This window comes from Microbacterium sp. CGR1 (assembly GCF_001266755.1).
Taxonomy (GTDB): domain Bacteria; phylum Actinomycetota; class Actinomycetes; order Actinomycetales; family Microbacteriaceae; genus Microbacterium.
This window is the reverse complement of the sequence record NZ_CP012299.1, coordinates 2,705,516-2,723,379: the sequence shown is the minus strand read 5'-3', so window position 1 is coordinate 2,723,379 and position 17,864 is coordinate 2,705,516. Positions and strand designations below refer to the sequence as shown.

At 69.3% G+C, this 17,864-nt stretch carries 18 protein-coding genes; 9 read left to right on the top strand and 9 right to left on the bottom strand.

Features of this window, described 5'->3' with window-relative positions; genetic code table 11:
* Positions 1 to 54: 54 nt before the first annotated feature.
* From AKG07_RS13195 to AKG07_RS13160, 8 genes are all read right to left on the bottom strand, one after another.
* Positions 55 to 783 carry an ABC transporter permease gene (locus tag AKG07_RS13195; RefSeq protein WP_053099329.1) on the bottom strand — a complete coding sequence of 243 codons (729 nt, stop codon included), beginning with the start codon at positions 781 to 783 and terminating at the stop codon, positions 55 to 57.
* Positions 780 to 1,460, bottom strand: a complete 681-nt coding sequence (locus tag AKG07_RS13190; RefSeq protein WP_053098340.1) for an ABC transporter permease — start codon at positions 1,458 to 1,460, stop codon at positions 780 to 782. The genes AKG07_RS13195 and AKG07_RS13190 overlap by 4 nt, the downstream gene beginning before the upstream one ends.
* Complete coding sequence (locus AKG07_RS13185) at positions 1,457 to 2,344, bottom strand: ABC transporter ATP-binding protein (RefSeq protein WP_053098339.1); 888 nt, start codon at positions 2,342 to 2,344, stop codon at positions 1,457 to 1,459. Before AKG07_RS13185 ends, AKG07_RS13190 begins: the two co-directional genes overlap by 4 nt.
* Before the next feature lie 68 nt (positions 2,345 to 2,412).
* Positions 2,413 to 2,715, bottom strand: a complete 303-nt coding sequence (locus AKG07_RS13180; protein ID WP_053098338.1) for a DUF427 domain-containing protein — start codon at positions 2,713 to 2,715, stop codon at positions 2,413 to 2,415.
* Positions 2,716 to 2,914: 199 nt separating this feature from the next.
* On the bottom strand, positions 2,915 to 4,348 hold the full coding sequence (locus tag AKG07_RS13175; protein ID WP_053098337.1) for a dihydrolipoyl dehydrogenase family protein: 1,434 nt from the start codon (positions 4,346 to 4,348) through the stop codon (positions 2,915 to 2,917).
* A gap of 111 nt (positions 4,349 to 4,459) precedes the next feature.
* Positions 4,460 to 5,830 (bottom strand): MFS transporter, encoded by a 1,371-nt coding sequence (locus tag AKG07_RS13170; protein WP_053098336.1) that lies wholly within the window; start codon positions 5,828 to 5,830, stop codon positions 4,460 to 4,462.
* A 57-nt stretch (positions 5,831 to 5,887) separates the two neighbouring features.
* A complete protein-coding gene (locus tag AKG07_RS13165; protein WP_053098335.1) occupies positions 5,888 to 6,997 on the bottom strand; it encodes a lactonase family protein in 1,110 nt (369 codons plus the stop codon).
* A 7-nt stretch (positions 6,998 to 7,004) separates the two neighbouring features.
* Entirely contained in the window at positions 7,005 to 8,291 is a 1,287-nt protein-coding gene (locus AKG07_RS13160; RefSeq protein ID WP_053098334.1) for an adenylosuccinate synthase, read from the bottom strand.
* A 210-nt stretch (positions 8,292 to 8,501) separates the two neighbouring features.
* Here AKG07_RS13160 and AKG07_RS13155 point away from each other — a divergent pair, with 210 nt between their 5' ends.
* Both AKG07_RS13155 and AKG07_RS13150 read left to right on the top strand, forming a co-directional pair.
* Complete coding sequence (locus tag AKG07_RS13155) at positions 8,502 to 9,437, top strand: DMT family transporter (protein WP_053099328.1); 936 nt, start codon at positions 8,502 to 8,504, stop codon at positions 9,435 to 9,437.
* Between the two features lie 64 nt (positions 9,438 to 9,501).
* Positions 9,502 to 10,242 carry a Pr6Pr family membrane protein gene (locus AKG07_RS13150; RefSeq protein WP_053098333.1) on the top strand — a complete coding sequence of 247 codons (741 nt, stop codon included), beginning with the start codon at positions 9,502 to 9,504 and terminating at the stop codon, positions 10,240 to 10,242.
* A 44-nt stretch (positions 10,243 to 10,286) separates the two neighbouring features.
* Here AKG07_RS13150 and AKG07_RS13145 read toward each other — a convergent pair whose 3' ends face one another.
* Entirely contained in the window at positions 10,287 to 11,165 is an 879-nt protein-coding gene (locus tag AKG07_RS13145; RefSeq protein ID WP_053098332.1) for a hypothetical protein, read from the bottom strand.
* A gap of 234 nt (positions 11,166 to 11,399) precedes the next feature.
* On the opposite strand from AKG07_RS13145, the gene AKG07_RS13140 reads away from it, so the two are divergent.
* From AKG07_RS13140 to AKG07_RS13110, 7 genes are read left to right on the top strand one after another with little or no spacing between them, the layout of a single operon-like run.
* Entirely contained in the window at positions 11,400 to 12,551 is a 1,152-nt protein-coding gene (locus AKG07_RS13140; protein WP_201778463.1) for an AAA family ATPase, read from the top strand.
* A gap of 6 nt (positions 12,552 to 12,557) precedes the next feature.
* Positions 12,558 to 13,445 (top strand): DUF58 domain-containing protein, encoded by an 888-nt coding sequence (locus AKG07_RS13135; RefSeq protein ID WP_053098331.1) that lies wholly within the window; start codon positions 12,558 to 12,560, stop codon positions 13,443 to 13,445.
* Positions 13,432 to 13,923: a hypothetical protein gene (locus AKG07_RS13130; protein ID WP_053098330.1), complete on the top strand. Its 492-nt coding sequence runs from the start codon at positions 13,432 to 13,434 to the stop codon at positions 13,921 to 13,923. The genes AKG07_RS13135 and AKG07_RS13130 overlap by 14 nt, the downstream gene beginning before the upstream one ends.
* Complete coding sequence (locus tag AKG07_RS13125; RefSeq protein ID WP_053098329.1) at positions 13,914 to 14,900, top strand: vWA domain-containing protein; 987 nt, start codon at positions 13,914 to 13,916, stop codon at positions 14,898 to 14,900. Before AKG07_RS13130 ends, AKG07_RS13125 begins: the two co-directional genes overlap by 10 nt.
* A complete protein-coding gene (locus AKG07_RS13120; protein WP_233277272.1) occupies positions 14,882 to 15,919 on the top strand; it encodes a vWA domain-containing protein in 1,038 nt (345 codons plus the stop codon). Before AKG07_RS13125 ends, AKG07_RS13120 begins: the two co-directional genes overlap by 19 nt.
* Positions 15,916 to 16,701: a tetratricopeptide repeat protein gene (locus AKG07_RS13115; protein WP_053098327.1), complete on the top strand. Its 786-nt coding sequence runs from the start codon at positions 15,916 to 15,918 to the stop codon at positions 16,699 to 16,701. The genes AKG07_RS13120 and AKG07_RS13115 overlap by 4 nt, the downstream gene beginning before the upstream one ends.
* Positions 16,695 to 17,816 carry a hypothetical protein gene (locus AKG07_RS13110; protein ID WP_053098326.1) on the top strand — a complete coding sequence of 374 codons (1,122 nt, stop codon included), beginning with the start codon at positions 16,695 to 16,697 and terminating at the stop codon, positions 17,814 to 17,816. Before AKG07_RS13115 ends, AKG07_RS13110 begins: the two co-directional genes overlap by 7 nt.
* The last annotated feature ends 48 nt before the right edge of the window (positions 17,817 to 17,864 follow it).

The window sequence follows — 17,864 nt, the reverse complement described above, 5'->3', positions numbered from 1 at the left end:
GGGGACTGCTGCTGTGTGGAACTGCGCGGTAGGGACGAAGGAGCCGGTGCGCGATCAAGCCGTGGCCGGAGCCGCGGCGGGAGCGAGGTCGCGCGACCGGCGACGGGTGGGACGGCCGGCACGGAGCCCCGCCGGCACCGCGGCGTGCTGGGCTGCGGCGAGGATCAGGTCGACGAGCAGCGCCAGCGTGGCCACGAGGATCGCCCCGGCCAGCACCTGATCGAACTTCTGCAGGGGAATGCCCTGGATGATCGGCCAGCCGAGGCCGCCGAGATTCACGTAGGCGGCGATCGTGACGGTCGCGATGACCTGAAGGAGGGCTGAGCGGAGGCCGCCGACGAGCAGAGGCAGTCCGAGCGGCACCTCGACCTTCCAGAAGATCTGCCAGCCGGTCATGCCCATCGCCTTGGCCGAATCGATCACGCGGCGATCGATCGCCTCGAGCCCCGTATACGCGCCGGCGAGCAGCGAGGGGATCGCGAGCAGAACGAAGGTGATGATGGCCGCCTGCGGCACGCGCAGCACGCCGAGCAGGAGGACGAGCAGGATCATCAGGCCGAACGCGGGAATCGCTCGCGCCGCGCCGGAGATCGCGACCGCGACCTCGCGCCCCTTGCCCGTGTGGCCGATCAGCCAGCCGATCGGCACCGCGATCACCGCGGCGATCAGCACCGAGATCACCGTCAGGGCGAGGTGCTCGGCCAGCAGCTTCGGCAGCGCGTAGTTTCCCGTCCACTGCTCGGGAGCGAGCATCCAGGCGAAGGCCTCGGCGAAGAGATTCATGCCGGGGCCCCCAGCGCGATCGGGCGAGACGCGACCTTCTTCGAGGCGGCGCGCGTCCACGGCATCAGCGCGCGACCGATCAGCAGCAGGATCAGATCGATCACGAGGGCGATGATGACCACGGCGACGACGCCCGCGAACACCTCGGCGATGATGCGCCGGTCGAGGCCGTTCGTGAACAGGTAGCCGAGGTTGGTCACGCCGATCAGGATGCCGACCGTGGCGAGCGAGATGGTGCTGACGGCCGTCACGCGGAGTCCGGCGAGGATCACCGGACCGGCGAGCGGGAACTCCACCGCCCAGAATCTGCGGAAGGCGGCGAAGCCCGTCGCCGTCGCCGCCTGGCGCACGTCGTCATCGACCGAATCGAGACCGTCGGAGACCGCGCGCACCAGGATCGCGATCGCATAGATCGTGAGCGCGATGATGAGATTCGACTCGCTCCGGGCCGAATACCCGGCGACCGAGGGCAGCAGGATGAGCAGCGCGAGCGACGGGATCGTGTAGAGCAGACCGGTGAGCACGATGATCGGGCCGCGCACCAGCCGGAAACGCCACGCGACCCAGCCGAGCGGGAGCGACAGCACGAAACCGAGCACGATCGGGATGATGCTCTGACGCAGATGCACCAGAGTCAGATCGAGGATCAACCCGAGGTTGTCGGTGACCCAGTTCACGCGCCCTCGCCCTGCACAGCGCCGAGGGCGGCGGCATCCGGCCCCGCCAGAGGGCCGTCGGACGTCTCGGCCGCCGCGACGATCGCACCCTGCGTGCGTCCCTCGGAGTCCACCACGACGGTGCCGTGCGGGGTCTCTTTGAGGTGCAGGGCCCGACGCCCACGGTCGGCTCCGATGAACGAGGCGACGAAGTCGTCTGCCGGGTTCTCGATGATCTCGCTCGGGCTGCCCACCTGCACGATGCGCGCGCCCTTGTCGAGGATCACGACCTGATCGCCGAGCAGGAAGGCCTCGTCGATGTCGTGGGTGACGAACACGACGGTCTTGTCGAGCTCGTGCTGCAACCGCAGCGTCTCCTGCTGCAGGTCGGCGCGCACGATCGGGTCGACGGCGCCGAAGGGCTCGTCCATCAGCAGGATGTTCGGATCCGCCGCAAGACCGCGGGCCACACCCACACGCTGCTGCTGACCGCCCGAGAGCTGACTGGGATACCGGTCGGCGAGTGACTGGTCGAGCCCCACCGTCTTGAGCAGCTCACGCGCGCGCTCGTGCGCCGGCCCCTTCTTCACGCCGGTCAGACGCAGCACGGTGGCGACGTTGTCGATCACCGTGAAGTGCGGCATCAGGCCGGAGTTCTGCATGACGTAGCCGATGCGGCGGCGCAGGGCGACGGGGTCGCCGCCGAGCACGCTCTCGCCGTCGATCTCGACCTCGCCCGAGGTCGGCTCGACCATGCGATTGATCATGCGCAGCAGAGTCGTCTTGCCGCATCCCGAGGATCCGACGAACACCGTCGTCTTGCGGGACGGCAGCACCAGGCTGAAGTCCTTCACGGCGGTCGTGCCATCGGGGAACTGCTTGGTGACGTTGCGGAACTCGATCACGATTTACTACTCTCCGGTCGATCGATCGACGAGGCGCGCATCAGCGCCTCGACTGCGGCATACAGAGGTCATGCAGAGACCTCGACCCGCGGGTCGAAGGCGACGAAGCCCGAGAAGTCCTTGCCCACACGGTCGAAGGCGCTCGGATACGGCGTCGGATACGACCAGGCGTAGTCGGCGTGCAGCTCGCCACCGGCCTGGACGGAGAAGTACTGGGCGGCGCCCTTCCACGGGCATGTGTACGGAGTGGGGCTCTCGACGAGCACACCCTCCGTGATGGATGCCGGCGGGAAATACCAGTTTCCCTCGATGCGCGCGAGATCGCTCTCGTCGGCTTCGGCGATGACGGTTCCTGCGAGTACAGCCTTCATGGTCCTGCCTCCTCGGATGTGTGTTCGAGCGTATAAGAGGTGTGCGACATTCGGCCGGGGGTTGTGCCGGAGGTCGTCAATGTGGGAAACAATCCTGCTCCGGGCGCGCCGATCGCGCCAGTCTCTCGTCGGTTGTTCGGAGCGGATGCCGAAACGGATGGGCCGCGCGGCGTCCGTCGTCGGCATCCGTCCGATGCGCTCAGGCCGAGTCCCTCCCATAGGACTCGAGCAGCCGCAGCCAGATCTCGCTGATCGTCGGGTACGCCGGAACGGCGTGCCACAGGCGGGCGATCGGCACCTCGCCGACGATCGCGACCGTGGCCGTCTGCACGAGCTCGGCGACCTCGGGGCCGACGAAGGTCGCTCCGATGATCACGTCGCGCTCCTTGTCGATCACGAGGCGGGCCTGCCCCTCGAAGCCGTCCTCATAGAGGCTCGCGCCGGCGACAGAACCCAGGTCGTAATCCACGACGGCCACGTCGGTTCCGGCCTTTCGGGCGTCGGCCTCGGTGTGCCCGACCGAGGCGACCTCGGGGAACGAGAAGGTCACCTGAGGGGCGCCCGCGCTGTCCGCGGTGGCGACGTGACGACCCCAGGCCGCATCGTCGACATCCTCGCCCTTGGCGCGCGCCGCGATCACGTCGCCCGCTGCTCGCGCCTGATACTTGCCCTGGTGCGTGAGCAGCACACGACCGTTCACATCGCCGACCGCATAGAGCCAGTCGGATCCGGGAACACGCAGCGTGTCGTCGACCGTGATCCAGCGACCGGGCTCGAGACCCGCGACGTCGAGGCCGATGTCGCCGCTACGAGGAGACCGGCCGGTCGCCACGAGGACTTCGGCAGCCGTGACCGTCGATCCGTCGTCGAGCACGATCTCGACTCCCCCGTCGCCTCGCGTCACGCTGGTCGTGCCGGTGTCGGTGCGGACGTCGACACCGAGCTCCTTCAGCCCGGCCGCGACGCGCTCGCCGGCGAACGGCTCCATCGAACCCAGCAGACCGCTGCGGGCGATGATCGTCACCGTCGAACCGAGGGCCGCATAAGCCGTGGCCATCTCGACCGCCACGACCCCGCCGCCGATCACGGCCAGCGACTCGGGCAGCTCCTCTGCGCTGGTCGCCTCGCGGCTGGTCCAGGGGGACGAGTCGCGCAGGCCCTCGATGGGCGGGATCACGGCATCCGACCCGGTGCTGATCGCGACGGCGTGGCGGGCGCGGAGCACGCGGGTGCCGCCGTCGGCATCCGTCACCGTCACCTCGCGCTCACCCGTCAGACGACCGTGCCCGCGGGCGAGGTCGATGCCGGCGGAGTCGAGCCACTTCACCTGCCCGTCATCCGACCAGTTGCTCGTGAACGAGTCGCGGCGGTCGAACACCGCGCGCACGTCGAGCGACCCCGTCACCGCCTCGGCCGAGCCCTTGACCTTCTGCGCGGCTCGCAGCGCCTGGGCCGGACGCAGCAGCGCCTTCGACGGCATGCATGCCCAGTACGAGCACTCACCGCCCACCAGCTCGCTCTCGACGATGATCGCGGTCACTCCGTTCTGCACGGCGCGGTCGGCGACGTTCTCGCCCACCGGCCCGCCGCCCAGCACGATCAGGTCGTAGTCGTCGGTCTTCTCAGCAGTCATGGGGTGCACCTCTCCGTCGCCCAGTCTTGCTCAAGTCCAACGTCGAGTCACGGGGTGGTTGTTCCGCGACGCGCCGTCGGGCGCGTTGCGACCTGAGTTGTGAACGTCCGGTCAGGCACCCCGAGGCGCCACCCGAGGAGCGAGCACCGCCGCGGCCAGCGCGATGATCCCCGCGAAAGCGAACACCGCGACGAACGGGTCGCCCACCCCCGCGATGCCGGTGAACAGCACCCCGGCGATCGCGAGCGCGAGCGCGCTGCCGGACGAGTCGGCGACGGTCATCGCCGAGCTGTTGAAGCCCTGGTTCTCGGGTGCCGACATCTCGAGCGTCAGCGCGCTGGTCCGTGGGCTCATGAGCCCCATGCCCGCACCGGCGACGATCCAGGCGACGATGATCACGGCGACCGGCGCGGCGAGCACGGCGGCGACGAGCGCCAGCAGGACGCCTGCGACGACCAAGACCGTGCCGACCCGCACGGCCACCGCACTCGAGAGCCGGACGCCCAAGCGTCCCTGAAGGGTGGCGGCCGCCGACCAGGCCAGCGCCCCGCCGGTGAGGGAGAGCCCCGCGATGGTCGGCGACACCGCGTAGCGGTCGGTCAGCAGGTAGGGGATGTAGACCTGAGCGCCGAAGAATCCGGCGGCGGCGAGCCCTCGCACGAGGAGCACGGAGGGAAGGCCGCGTCGGGCGCGGAGGGTTCCCGCGGGCAACAGCGCACGAACCGCGACGAGCGTCACGACGACCGCGACGACCGCGAGAACAGGACCCGCTCCCGGCACATCGCCCACCAGATTCAGCGCGAGCACGGCGACCGCCGCGAGCACCGACCATCCGATCCGCCCGAAGGCCCATGGCGTCGTCGCAACGCCGTCGCCGGAGAGGCCCCGGAGCGCGGGGACGACCATGAGCAGCGCCGGCACCACGAGGAACACGACGCCGAGGAAGACCCAGTGCCAGCTCCACAGTTCGGTGACGGCACCCGCCACGGTCGGCCCGATGAGCGAGGGCACGACCCAGGCTGCGGCGAACCCCGCGAAGATCGCCGGATGCAGCTCGCGTGGATACACGCGGGCGACGACCACATAGAGCGCCACCATCAGGCCGCCGTTGCCGAGCCCCTGTGCGAAGCGTCCCGCGACGAGCACCTCCATGCTCGGCGCGAGTCCGGCGACGACCAGACCGAGGACGAACAGCGCCACCGACGCGTAGAGGGGGGCAACGGGTCCGCGGCGATCCGCCCAGTTGCCCGCGACCGCCATGCCGATCACACTGGTCGCGAGCGGACCCGCGAACGCGAGGGCGTAGAGGCGCTCGCCGGCGAGGTCGGCGCTCACCGCCGGCATGACCGTCGTGACGGCCAGGGACTCGAACGCTCCGAGGAACACTAGCGCGCACGCGCCGATCGTGATCCATGCGTAGGTGCCGCTCAGGATGCCGGTGCGGGCGTTGGCGGTCGGAACCGCACCCGTGTCGACAGTCATAGGCTCGACCGTAAAACCTCAACAATGGTTGAGGTCAAGCCGCGAACGGCGGGCGCGTCAGCGAACCGGCAGGATGTGCGTCGGCGCCGGGGCCTGCGCGAGGTGGCGGATGCCGAGCGGCGCGCCGGTGCGCTCGTCGAGGTCGATCAGCGCGACGGTGTCGGAGCGCTGCCCCGCGACCAGCAGCTTGCCCTCGTGCACGACGTGATGACGCGGCCAGTCCACGCCCGAGTCGGCGAGGGCGATCGACTCGAGAGCCTCGCCTCCCCCGCGCACACGGAGCGCGGCGATCGTGTTGCTTCCACGCAGGGCCGTGTAGAGGAACTGCGCGTCACGGCTGCGGGCGAGTTCGGCGGGGAAGTCCACGCCGATCTCGGCGATCGGGCTCGCGAGCACCGACGACACGACAGCCCACGTGCCGTCGCGCCCGGCGCCGAGAGTGAACACCTCGCACGAGTACTCGGTCACCACGTGCAGGTGGCCGCTGGGGTGCACGACCATATGCCGGGGGCCGGTGCCGACGGGCAGCACGACCTCGTGATCGAGCACCAGGCCACCCCCGGTGGGCCGCCAGATCCGCACCAGGTCGAAGCCGAGATCGGTGGTCGCGATGCGACCGTCGGCGAGGAAGGCTGCCGAGTGCGCGTGCGATGCACGCTCCTCGCCCGTCGCGGTGAGCTCGCCGGGGTACGGATCGGATGCCGCGGCCGCGACGCCCGCCGGAGGCGCCGCCTCGAGCGGCTCGCCGAGGAGAGCGGCACGCAGCTCGGCTGCCTTGTTCACGGCATCCGGCACCAGGCGGCCCTGCGCGTCGACGCCGATGCGGACGACCCGGCCGTCGCCGTAGCAGCTCGCGACGAGGAACGATCCGCTCGACGAGACCGCCACGTGGCAGACGCCGTCGCCCGCGGCGACCGGCTCACCGAGCGGCTTCAGCGTCGAGTCGCCGCTGCGCGCGAACGCCTGCACTCCGGCATCCCCCTCGAGCGCCGCGTAGACGACGTCGAGCGACGGATGCTGCGCCAACCACGACGGGGAGGGGGTCTGCGTGACCGCTCCCCGATACTCGAGTGCGGTGGGCGCGCTCTCGTCGCCCGCGAGCAGGCCGATGCCGTCGGCCGAGCCGTCCATCGCGGGTCCGTACCCGCCGAGCCAGAACCGGGTCATGTCAGCCTCAGTCGAGCAGGTCGTGACGCACGATGACCTGGTCGCGCTCGGGGCCGACGCCGATGACGGAGATGCGCGTGTTGCTCATGCCCTCGAGCGCGATGACGTAGTCCTGCGCGTTCTTCGGCAGGTCGTCGAACGTGCGTGCGGTCGAGATGTCCTCGCTCCACCCCGGGAAGTACTCGAGGATCGGCGTCGCGTGGTGGAAGTCGGTCTGGTTGACCGGCACCTCGTCGAAGCGCCGACCGTCGACGTCGTATGCGACGCAGACGGGGATCTGCTCGAGTCCGGTGAGGATGTCGAGCTTGGTGAGGACGAGATCGGTGATGCCGTTCACACGCGTCGCGTAGCGGGTGATCGGGGCGTCGTACCAGCCGACCCGGCGCGGACGGCCCGTGGTGGTGCCGAACTCGAAGCCGCGCGACCGCAGCCACTCGCCCTGCTCGTCGAACAGCTCGGTGGGGAACGGACCGGAGCCGACACGGGTCGTGTAGGCCTTCACGATGCCGACGATGCGGTCGAGCGCTCCGGGGCCGACGCCCGATCCGGTGGACGCGCCGCCCGCCGTGGCCGACGACGACGTGACGAATGGGTAGGTGCCGTGGTCGACGTCGAGCATGGCGGCCTGACCGCCCTCGAACACGACCACCTCATCGCGGCGCAGGGCCTCGTCGAGCAGGTATCCCGTGTCGGCGACCATCGGCCGCAGGCGCTCGGCGTACGAGAGCAGGTCTTCGACGACCTCGTCGGCGGTGATCGCGCGACGGTTGAAGATCTTCACCAGCAGGTGGTTCTTCTGGTCGAGGGCGCCTTCGACCTTCTGGCGCAGGATGTTCTCGTCGAAGAGGTCCTGCACGCGGATGCCGACGCGGTTGATCTTGTCGGCGTAGGCCGGGCCGATGCCACGGCCGGTCGTGCCGATCATGCGCTTGCCGAGGAAGCGCTCGGTGACCTTGTCGAGAGTGCGGTGGTACTGGGTGATGATGTGCGCGTTGGCGCTCACCTTCAGACGGGAGACGTCGATGCCGCGGCCGCCGAGCGCCTCGAGCTCGCTGAAGAGCACCTCGAGGTCGATCACGACGCCGTTGCCGATCACCGGCGTGACGCCCGGCGACAGGATGCCGGACGGCAGCAGGTGCAGTGCGTACTTCTCATTGCCGACCACGACGGTGTGGCCCGCGTTGTTGCCGCCGTTGAACTTGACGACCCAGTCGGTGCGCTCGCCGAGCAGGTCGGTGGCCTTGCCCTTGCCCTCATCGCCCCACTGGACGCCGACGATAACGATTCCTGGCATGGGTATCCCCCTTGCTTTCGCCGGGTTTGCACCGGCTGATGAGCTGGCCCTCTTCGGGCGGCTCCATCCTATCGAAGGTCGTTCGCCGACCCTCCGGGCTGTGGGCGGCGGACGCTCTCGAACGGACTGCAGCAACCCGTGGCGGAAAACGAGCGGATGCTGTCGCTCGGACGCATCGCCGATGTCGGTGGCCGGTGCCAGGATCGAAGGATGCCGAAGACCGGTCGCGGGCGCCGCGACGACAGCCTGAACCCCGCGAAGCCCCGACCACAGGGTCCACTCGTGCTTGTCGCCGCACTGGTGACGGTGGTGCTGTGGGCCTCGGCGTTCATCGGCATCCGCGGCGCCGGTCCGCACTTCGACCCGGGCGCGCTGGCGCTGCTGCGCATGGCCGTAGGAAGCGCCGTGCTCGCGATCATCGCGGTGCGCCACGGCATCCGTCTTCCCGACCGGAGGCACTGGTGGCTCGTCGCGGTCTGGGGCGTCGGGTGGTTCTGCGTCTACAACCTGGCCCTCAATGCCGCCGAGCGCACGCTCGATGCCGGCACGGCCGCGATGGTGGTCAACCTCGCGCCGCTCATGGTGGTGGTCTTCAGCGGGCTCTTCCTGCGTGAGGGCTTTCCGAAGCCGCTGATCATCGGTGCGCCGATCGCCTTCCTCGGTGTCGTCCTGATCGGCATGAACTCGTCGACGAGCGAGGGTCCCGACATCACCGGGCTGCTGCTCGCGCTGCTCGCGGCCGTGATGTACGCGGGATGCACTCTGCTGCAGAAGCATCTGCTCAGCGCGGGGTCCGACGCGACCACGCTGACGTTCCTCGGCGCGGTGGCCGGCACGGTCGCGCTGCTTCCGTGGGCGGGCAGCCTGGTCGGAGCACTGCAGACGGCCCCGCTCGGCTCGACGCTGTGGGTGGTGTATCTCGGCATCTTCCCGACGGCGGTCGCGTTCACCACCTGGGCGTACGTCCTGCAGCGCAGCACGGCCGGCCAGACGTCGGCGACGACCTATGTCGTGCCCGCGATCGCGATCCTCATGTCGTGGGCGATCCTCGGTGAGGTGCCGACCCCGCTCATGTTCGTCGGCGGCGCGCTGTGCCTGCTCGGGGTGCTCGTGACACGGATGAAGTGGGGACGCCGCGCCGCGTGAGGTGACGGCATCGCGGTCTAGCGTCAACCGGCATACTGACCGATAAAGTGTGCGCGGAGGCGAAATGACGACCTGGTGGCCCTACGCCCGACTGGCAGCAGCAGCGCTCGGACTCGCGGCGATCATCGCCCAGCTCGCACGCAGCGTCGAGAACGCTCTCGCGGCCACCACCCAGTGGGGCCAGCATTTGCCGACGGTCGCGGCGAACTTCCTCAGCTTCTTCACGATCCTGTCGAACCTGCTCGCGGCCATCGTGCTGATCGTCGCCGCGGTGTGGGCGCTGCGCCACCGTCACGACGACGGGCGGGAGCCCGGCTGGCTCGCTGTCCTCCTCGTCTGCGTCAGCACGTACATGATCGTCACGGGCATCGTCTACAACACCCTGCTCCGCGGCGTCGAACTGCCCCAGGGCGTCACGGTCCCCTGGTCGAACGAGGTGCTGCACGTGGTCTTCCCGTTGTTCCTGCTGGTCGACCTGCTGTTCGCTCCGCGGCGGCGCGCGCTGCGCTGGCGTGCCGTGGCGATAGCGACGATCTTCCCCATCGTGTGGGTCGTCTACACGATGATCCGGGCGGCTCTCATCATCGCCCCCGCCACCGGCGAGGCCTGGTGGTATCCGTACCCGTTCCTCAACCCCCACATCGTGCCGGGCGGCTATCTCGGGGTCGCCGGCTACATCGTCGGCATCGCCATCGCCATCATCGGCGTGGCCTGCGTGGTCGTCTGGGTGGGCCGCAAGCGCGGCGCCCCTCAGGACGTCGCCGACACGACCCACGCCGAGGAGTCCCCGCGCGCCCGAGGATGATGCGGCGAGAAGCCTGCCCCGAGGCGGAGCGGCTCACGCTGCGGCTATCGGGTTCCGCCCTCGGGCCTGAACGTCGCGAGCACCGGATCGCTCACGTGCTGAGGAGTCGTGGCCAGGGCCTCGCGCGGATCGAGGAGGCGAGTCGGAACACGGTCACCGCGAAGCTCCTCCCGCGTCGATGGTTCGAGTACGTAGAGACGAAGGGCGAGCCAGAGCAGTGTCCCGTCCAGCCCCAGCGCTGCCGGGTCGATGTCAATCACGCCGCGCCTGCGTGAGAAAGGATGACGCCACCGTTCCCGATAGCTCTGGGCGTCAGGACGAACACCCACCTTCAGAACCATCGAGTTGTTCATGCCGACGCCGAGGTCGATGCTCTGGATGTCGTCCCAGTGCACTTCGGCATCCAGGTGGAAGGTCGCGGATCCGAGTCCGCGGGGATGCAGGAACAGTCGCCGAGGCTGCCGCAGTGAGATCAGGTGACTGACGACAGGACCCAGCAGCAGCACGGCGACCAGTGCCCAGATGATGCGCCACACACCGCTGACGGTCGCCGCCACGACCGCGACGGTCGACGCGGCGGCGAGCGCCGCGACCAGCGTCATCGCGGGCACGAGCTTCGATCCGGGAAGGAGGATCCCCCCGGGGACGCTCGCACTCGCCCGACTGATGTCCTCCGCGCTGACGCGCCGGCGAGAGAGCGTGGTGAGCCAGAGTGCCACCGCGATCACCCACCACAGCGAAGGGACAGCGATGAGCACGCCGATCATGGATCGCATGGACTCGGTGTCGTGCAGGTACGCCCAGGCGCAAGCAGAGGTGGCGACGGCCGCGAGGATCACGTTCAGCACGACGACGGCCACCCACAGCGGTCGTCCGATCGAGTACTCGAGCGCACTGCGCGGCATCGTTCTGGGCTGCTTCATCGTTCCCGCATCATCCGAAGATCGAGCTCTCAGCTAAGCACGCGTCCGTTGCTCCGCCGATATACGCGTCGAGCCGGATCAGATCTCATGATGTCGAGTCACGGATGCCGTCCCCCCTGCGTGCCCCGCCGCCGCGCCATCCGCGCCGGGGCCGGAGCCGCGCCGGCCGATGCGGTTACGCTGGTCGACGGGGGGTCGTCGACGCGTCCCCCGTGGGAACGAGGAGACACACCGATGAACGAGCCCTACGCGCCCGGCCCCTCCGCAGCTTCGACGCCGCCGCCTCCGCCTGCGCCCTCCGCCCAGGCCGCCGCGCCGGCTCCTCCCGCTCCCGCGACCCGCGCCGAATCGTCGGCCCCCGCGGCCCCCGCGGCCTCCCCGTCGGCGAGCAGGAAGTCCGAAGCGCCGACGGACGCCGAGCTCCAGCGCGCGAGCGCCGTGCTCAAGACCGTGTCCGACGCGTACTCGGCCAAGATGGTCGGCCAGGAGCGTCTGCGCATGAGCCTGCTGATCTCGCTGATCGCGGGCGGGCACATCCTGCTCGAGAGCGTTCCGGGTCTGGCGAAGACCACCGCGGCCAGCACCCTCGCCGACACCGTGAGGGCGCAGTTCAAGCGCATCCAGTGCACCCCCGACCTGCTGCCCAGCGACATCACGGGCAACCAGATCTACGACGCGGCGACCGGGTCGTTCCGCACCGTGCTCGGACCGGTGCACGCGAACTTCGTGCTGCTCGACGAGATCAACCGCTCGAGCGCCAAGACCCAGAGCGCCATGCTCGAGGCCATGCAGGAGCACCAGACCACGATCGGCGGCGAGGTCCACCACCTGCCCAAGCCGTTCCTGGTGATCGCGACGCAGAACCCCATCGAGCAGGAGGGCACCTACGAGCTGCCCGAGGCGCAGATGGACCGCTTCCTGCTCAAGGAGATCGTCGAGTACCCGAGTCCCGCCGAGGAGTTCGAGATCCTCGGCCGCATCGACTCGGGAGTGCTCGATCCCGACCGTCACGTCTCGAGCGCCATCAGCCTCGACGACGTGCACATGCTGCAGGACGTCGCGAGCCGCATCTACGTCGACCCCGCGATCCGCAACTACATCGTCTCGATCGCCTACGTCACGCGGAACCCCGGCCCGTACATCGGCGAGGAGCGCGCGCGCTTCATCAAGTACGGCGCGAGCCCGCGTGCGAGCATCGCGTTCCTGCAGGCGTCGCGGGCGCTGGCGCTGCTCAACGGCCGCGGCCACGTGATCCCCGAGGACATCCGCTCGCTGCGCCACCTCGTGCTGCGACACCGCGTGCTGCTGACGTTCGAGGCCGACGCCGAGGGCATCCGCAGCGAGGAGATCATCGACCAGATCTTCGCGTCCGTCCCCACGCCCTGACCCGCCATGGCCAGCCTGATCGCCCAGGTGAAGAGCAAGCTCTTCATCCACTCGTCGCGCAAGTCGCTGCACGCGCTCGACGGCGCCTACGCGTCGCTGCTGCACGGCCGCAGCCTCGACTTCGAGGATCTGCGCAAGTACGAGTACGGCGATCAGGTGCGCGACATCGACTGGCGCGCGACGGCTCGACTGGGCACTCCTCTGGTCAAGCGGCACCGTGCGATGCGGATGCACACGGTCCTCTTCGTGGTCGACACCGGCCGCTCGATGGGCGCGCTCGCGCACGACGAGAAGTCGAAGAAGGACCTCGCGATCCTCGCCACCGGCGTGCTCGGCGTGCTGGCGCTGCGGCACGGCGACGACTTCTCACTGGTCTACGGCGACTCCGACCGCATCCGCCGCCGCGCGCCGGGCCGCAGCGAGGGCGCACTGGAGCACGCGCTGCGCACGATCGACCGGTCGATCGACACGAGCAGGGCAGCCAGCGACCGCGACGCGCTGCTGTCGTACGTCACGCGCACGATCTCTCGCCGCATGATCGTCGTCGTCATCACCGACGAGGCTCCGGTCACGACGGAGACCGAACGGATGCTGCGCCGACTGCGCGTGCAGCACGACGTCCTGTGGCTGACCGTGAGCGACGCCGATCCGGTGCTCGACCACGCGACGGCCACCATCCGCAGCGATGTCGACAGCATGTGGGAGGTGCCGGACTTCGTGCAGGGCGATCCCGACATCATCCGCGAGCTCGCCGCGCAGACCGAGGCCGACGCGGCGCGTCTTGCTGAGCTGCTCAAGCGCATGGAGATCAGCCACAGCGTGCTGGCGGGTCAGGACGACGCCGTCTCGCAGCTGCTCCAGCTGCTGAATCGGAGGTCGAATGCCCGACTCTGATGAGCTGTACCCGCCTTTCCAATACGGCTGGGGCTGGATCCTGGTCGCATTCGGCATCCTCCTGCTGCTGATCGCGGCAGCATGGGTGGTCGTGGCGCTCACCAGGCCGCGGCGTGACCTCACGCTGTCGCGCGACGCCCAGGGACCGACCCTGCTCACCACCGACGTGCTGTCGCAGCTGCGGGTCGAGTACTTCGACCGGATCCAGCGCATCGAAGACGACTACCGCGCCCGCACCCTGTCCGCACGCAACGCGAATCTCGAGCTCAGCCGCGTCGTGCGCACGTTCGTGAACGAGTACAGCGGACTCGAGGCACCGGTGCTCGCGCTCGACGACCTCGTCTCTCGAGGGGTCCATCCCGCGCTCGTCGACGCCATGGGTCGCCACTACTACCCCAGCATCTTCCGGCCCGGTCCCGCGATCGACCCGATCGCCGGCGCCGAGGCGGCCCGAACGGTGGTGCGCACATGGCACTAGCGAACGGGTGGCTCACCCTCGTCGCCGTGGCCGTCGTCGTCATCGCGATAGCGCTCGGAATCGTCATCGGGCTGCGCAGCGGTGCGAAGACCGAGGCCCACGAGCGCGCCCGCGTCGCCCGAGCCGAGCGCCTGCGCGCGCTGCCGACTTTCCGCCAGGCGTTGAACCGCCGCGTGCTCGCACTGTCGAGCATCCTGCTCATCGGCGTGATCGCGACCCTCGCGGCCGGGGTCGTCTCCGCCCGGCCGATGGCGTCGCAGACCATCCAGCCCGTCAACACGAGCCGTGACATCATGCTCTGCCTCGACGTCTCGGGGTCGATGAGCGAGGTCGACGTCGAGGTGCTCACGGTCTTCGAGGAGCTGCTCGAGGACTTCGAGGGCGAACGCATCGGCCTCACGATCTTCAACAGCTCTCCCGTGCAGATCTTCCCCCTGACCGATGACTACGAGTTCATCCGCAGCCACCTGCAGAGCATCCGCGAGAGCTTCGAGTTCACCGAATCGGTCCCCGAGCACTGGGTCGGCACGCTCAACGGCAACGGCGCCTCGCTGATCGGCGACGGCCTCGCGGCATGCGCGATGGCGTTCGACCACCCCGACGACGAGCGGTCGCGCTCGATCATCTTCGCGACCGACAACGAGGTCAACGGCGCCTCGATCGTGACGCTCGACGAGGCCGCCGCGTATGCCGCATCGAACGGCGTGCGCGTCTTCGCACTCAACCCGGTGCAGGGCAAGGACGCCGACGTCAGCGCCGAGCTCACGAAGGCCGCCGAGGCCACGGGCGGACAGGCGTACGGCCTGCGGGACACCACCACCGTGAGCGACATCGTCACGCAGGTGCAGGAGCAGGAGGCGTCCGCGCTGAAGGGTCAGGCGCAGGTCGTCTGGACAGACGCGCCGAACCTCTGGATCGTCGTGCTGATGATCTCGATGCTCTCGTTCATCGTCGTGCTGTGGAGGGTGAGACTGTGATCTTCCAGCCCGTGCTGAACGTCTTCCTCCTCGCTCTGCTCTGCGCGCCGGTGGCCGCCCTCGCCGTGGTGGCGCTGGTCAGGGCGACCGGCCGCGGGCGGGCGCTCTGGGCCATGCGGCTCGTCATGCTGCTCGCCTGCTTCGTCATGCTCCTGCGCCCGGGGATCCCCGGCGGTGCCACCGAGACCCTCGCGACCGACACCGACATCGTGCTCGTCGTCGACACCACCGCGAGCATCGTCGCCGAGGACTGGGACGGCGACAGGCCTCGCCTCGACGGCGTCCGCGCCGACGTGCAGGCGATCGTCGACGAGTACCCCGGTGCGCGGTTCGCGCTGATCACGTTCGACGCCACGGCCGATCTCCGCATGCCGCTCACCACCGACACCACCGCGCTCGTCTCGTCGCTCGAGGTGCTGCGCCCCGAGGTGACGAGCCAGTCGCGCGGCAGCTCCATCGGCATCGCGAACCAGCTGCTCTCGGACACCCTGTCGAACGCGGCCGAGTCGTCGCCCGATCGCTCGCGCATGGTGTTCTACTTCGGAGACGGCGAGCAGACCGTCTCGTCGGCCCCCGAGCCGTTCGACGGGAGCGCCGAGCTCACCGACGCCGGCGCCGTGCTCGGGTACGGCACCGCGGAGGGCGGATCGATGAAGCTCACCACGGGCGGCGTGGACGGTTCGTCGAGCGAATACATCGAGTACGAGGGTGCGAACGCGCTGTCGGTGATCGACGAGGGGAACCTCGAGGCGATCGCCTCGGATCTCGGAGTCGAGTACCAGCACCGGACCGCGGATGCTGCACTCACCCTGCCCGAGGCGCCCTCGACCACCACCACCTACGCGGAGTCCGGAACCGTGGGCAACGTGACCGAGCTCTACTGGGTCGCCGCCCTCGTGATCGTGGCGCTGCTCGGCGTGGAGCTCACGAGGGCGAGCATGCTCGTGGCCCGACTGCGTCTGCTGCGAGCGCCGTCGACATCGCCGCGACGCCGGACGGCCGACGGAGGTGCCGCATGACAGATCTGTCTGCACGCGCCGGCGGGACGCCGTCCGACAGCCCGGAGGACCTGAGGGCGTCGGCCGCCGCCGCGCTGCTGGCCTCGAATCGTCGCCGTCGCCGCATCCGCCGGTGGATCGCGATCGGCACGCTTCCGCTGACGCTGGCCGCACTGCTGTTCGTCGGCAAGATCCTCAGCATGTACGCATTCGCGCACCAGTCGATCACCGCGTACGTGGCCGATGACTATGCCGGATCAGAGGCGTCGGCCCGCGGGCAGGAGTGGGTCAACTGGTTCGAGCCCTTCAAGGCGCCGTTCAACGTCGGCACCGCGCTGGCGGGCGCCGAGAAGCTGCCGGATGCTCGGGCGAAGCTCGAGGAATCACTCGACCTCGCGACCGGCCTCGAGGTGTGCACGGTGCGCATCAACCTCGCTCTCGTCCTCGAGCGCATGGGCGACGCCGCCCGCGCCGAGGGCGACGGCGCGGGGGCCGCGGAGTTCTACGGCGAGGCGCTCACCATCACGACCGAGATGCCCGAGGAGTGCAACAGCGACGAGGCGCAGGAGCAGTCGTCCGACCCCGACCGAGACATGCAGCAGAGCAGGGAAGACCTCGAGGACCGCCTCAAGCAGAAGCAGCAGAACGAGCAGCCGCCGCCGGAGGAGGAGCAGGAGCAGGAGCCGCAGCCCTCCGACGAGAAGCTCGAAGAGCTCGAGGACAAGCTCGAGCAGGGCACGCAGGAGCGCGATCAGCAGCAGGGCGACGATGGCGGAGGCTCGGGAACGGACAAGCCATGGTGATGGATCACGAGAAGCAGCGGGCCCGCTACGTCGCCGGCACGGAGGGTGCGCCGCCCGTGCCGCCGCCCGGCGGCTATCGCAACGCCCGCCGCCAGGCCGGGCCGGTCGTGCAGCATCCCGGCGCTCCGGCGATGTCGGGCACGGCGACCGCAGGCGAGGTCGCCTCCGCCGAGAAGAAGCCGGCGAACGCACTCGGCTGGATCGCACTCATCGCCGGCATCCTGTTCGCCCTGATCCTCCTCATCATGCTCGCGATCGGCGCTACCGACGCGGTCTACGGCGTGACGATGCTGACGCTGCAGCTCGTCGTCGTCGCCGTCGTGATCGGCGCGCTGTTCACCGCCCGAGGACGCACGCTGGCCGCCGTCGCCCTCGCTGTCACGCTGATCTTCAACGTCGCCACCGTGGGCGGCATCGGTGCACTGCAGACGTCGGCCTCGGGCAGCTACGACGGCATGAAGACCGACGAGCAGAAGCACGAAGAGGCCTACCCGGGCATCAAGGGCACCGACCCGCAGGACGCTCTCACCCAGCAGTCGCTCGAAGAGGTGAAGGCCGAGGCGGACAGCCTGTTCGCCGACATCCGCGAGCGCATCACCGCCGAGTACGGATACGACTGGGTGCAGGTCGGCGACGAGGATCTGCGTCCGGAGCGCAACGGCTACGGCGGCGAATCGATGCTCATCGAGTACACCTCCGCCGGCTGGGCCACCACCGAGCCGATCCAGGACTACAGCCTCAAGCTCGAGGTCATGTCGACGATCGACTCGGTCGTCGCCGAGCACGGTCTGCCCACGCTGTACTCGTTCAACGGGGAGTACTCGGGGATCGACCCGTCGATGATCGCGAAGCTCTACGGCAGCGAAGACCCGCGCGAGCAGCACACGTGGGAGTACTACACCGAGAACTATCCCGATCCGATGAGGTTCTACGCGAATATCTTCGACCTCTCGAACGACCCGTCGGGCGACTTCCTGACGACGCGCGAGGCGCAGAACGCCCGCACCGGCGAGCCCCTCGAAGGGCTGCAGATGGTGGTCATCGCGAGCGCCGTGCTCAGCGATGCGGACCGAGCCGAGTTCGAGCAGAAGCTGCAGGAGTACCCCGGGTTCTGAGCCCTGGCGGCTGTACCACCCCGCTGACCGCGGTCGCACTCGTCTTAT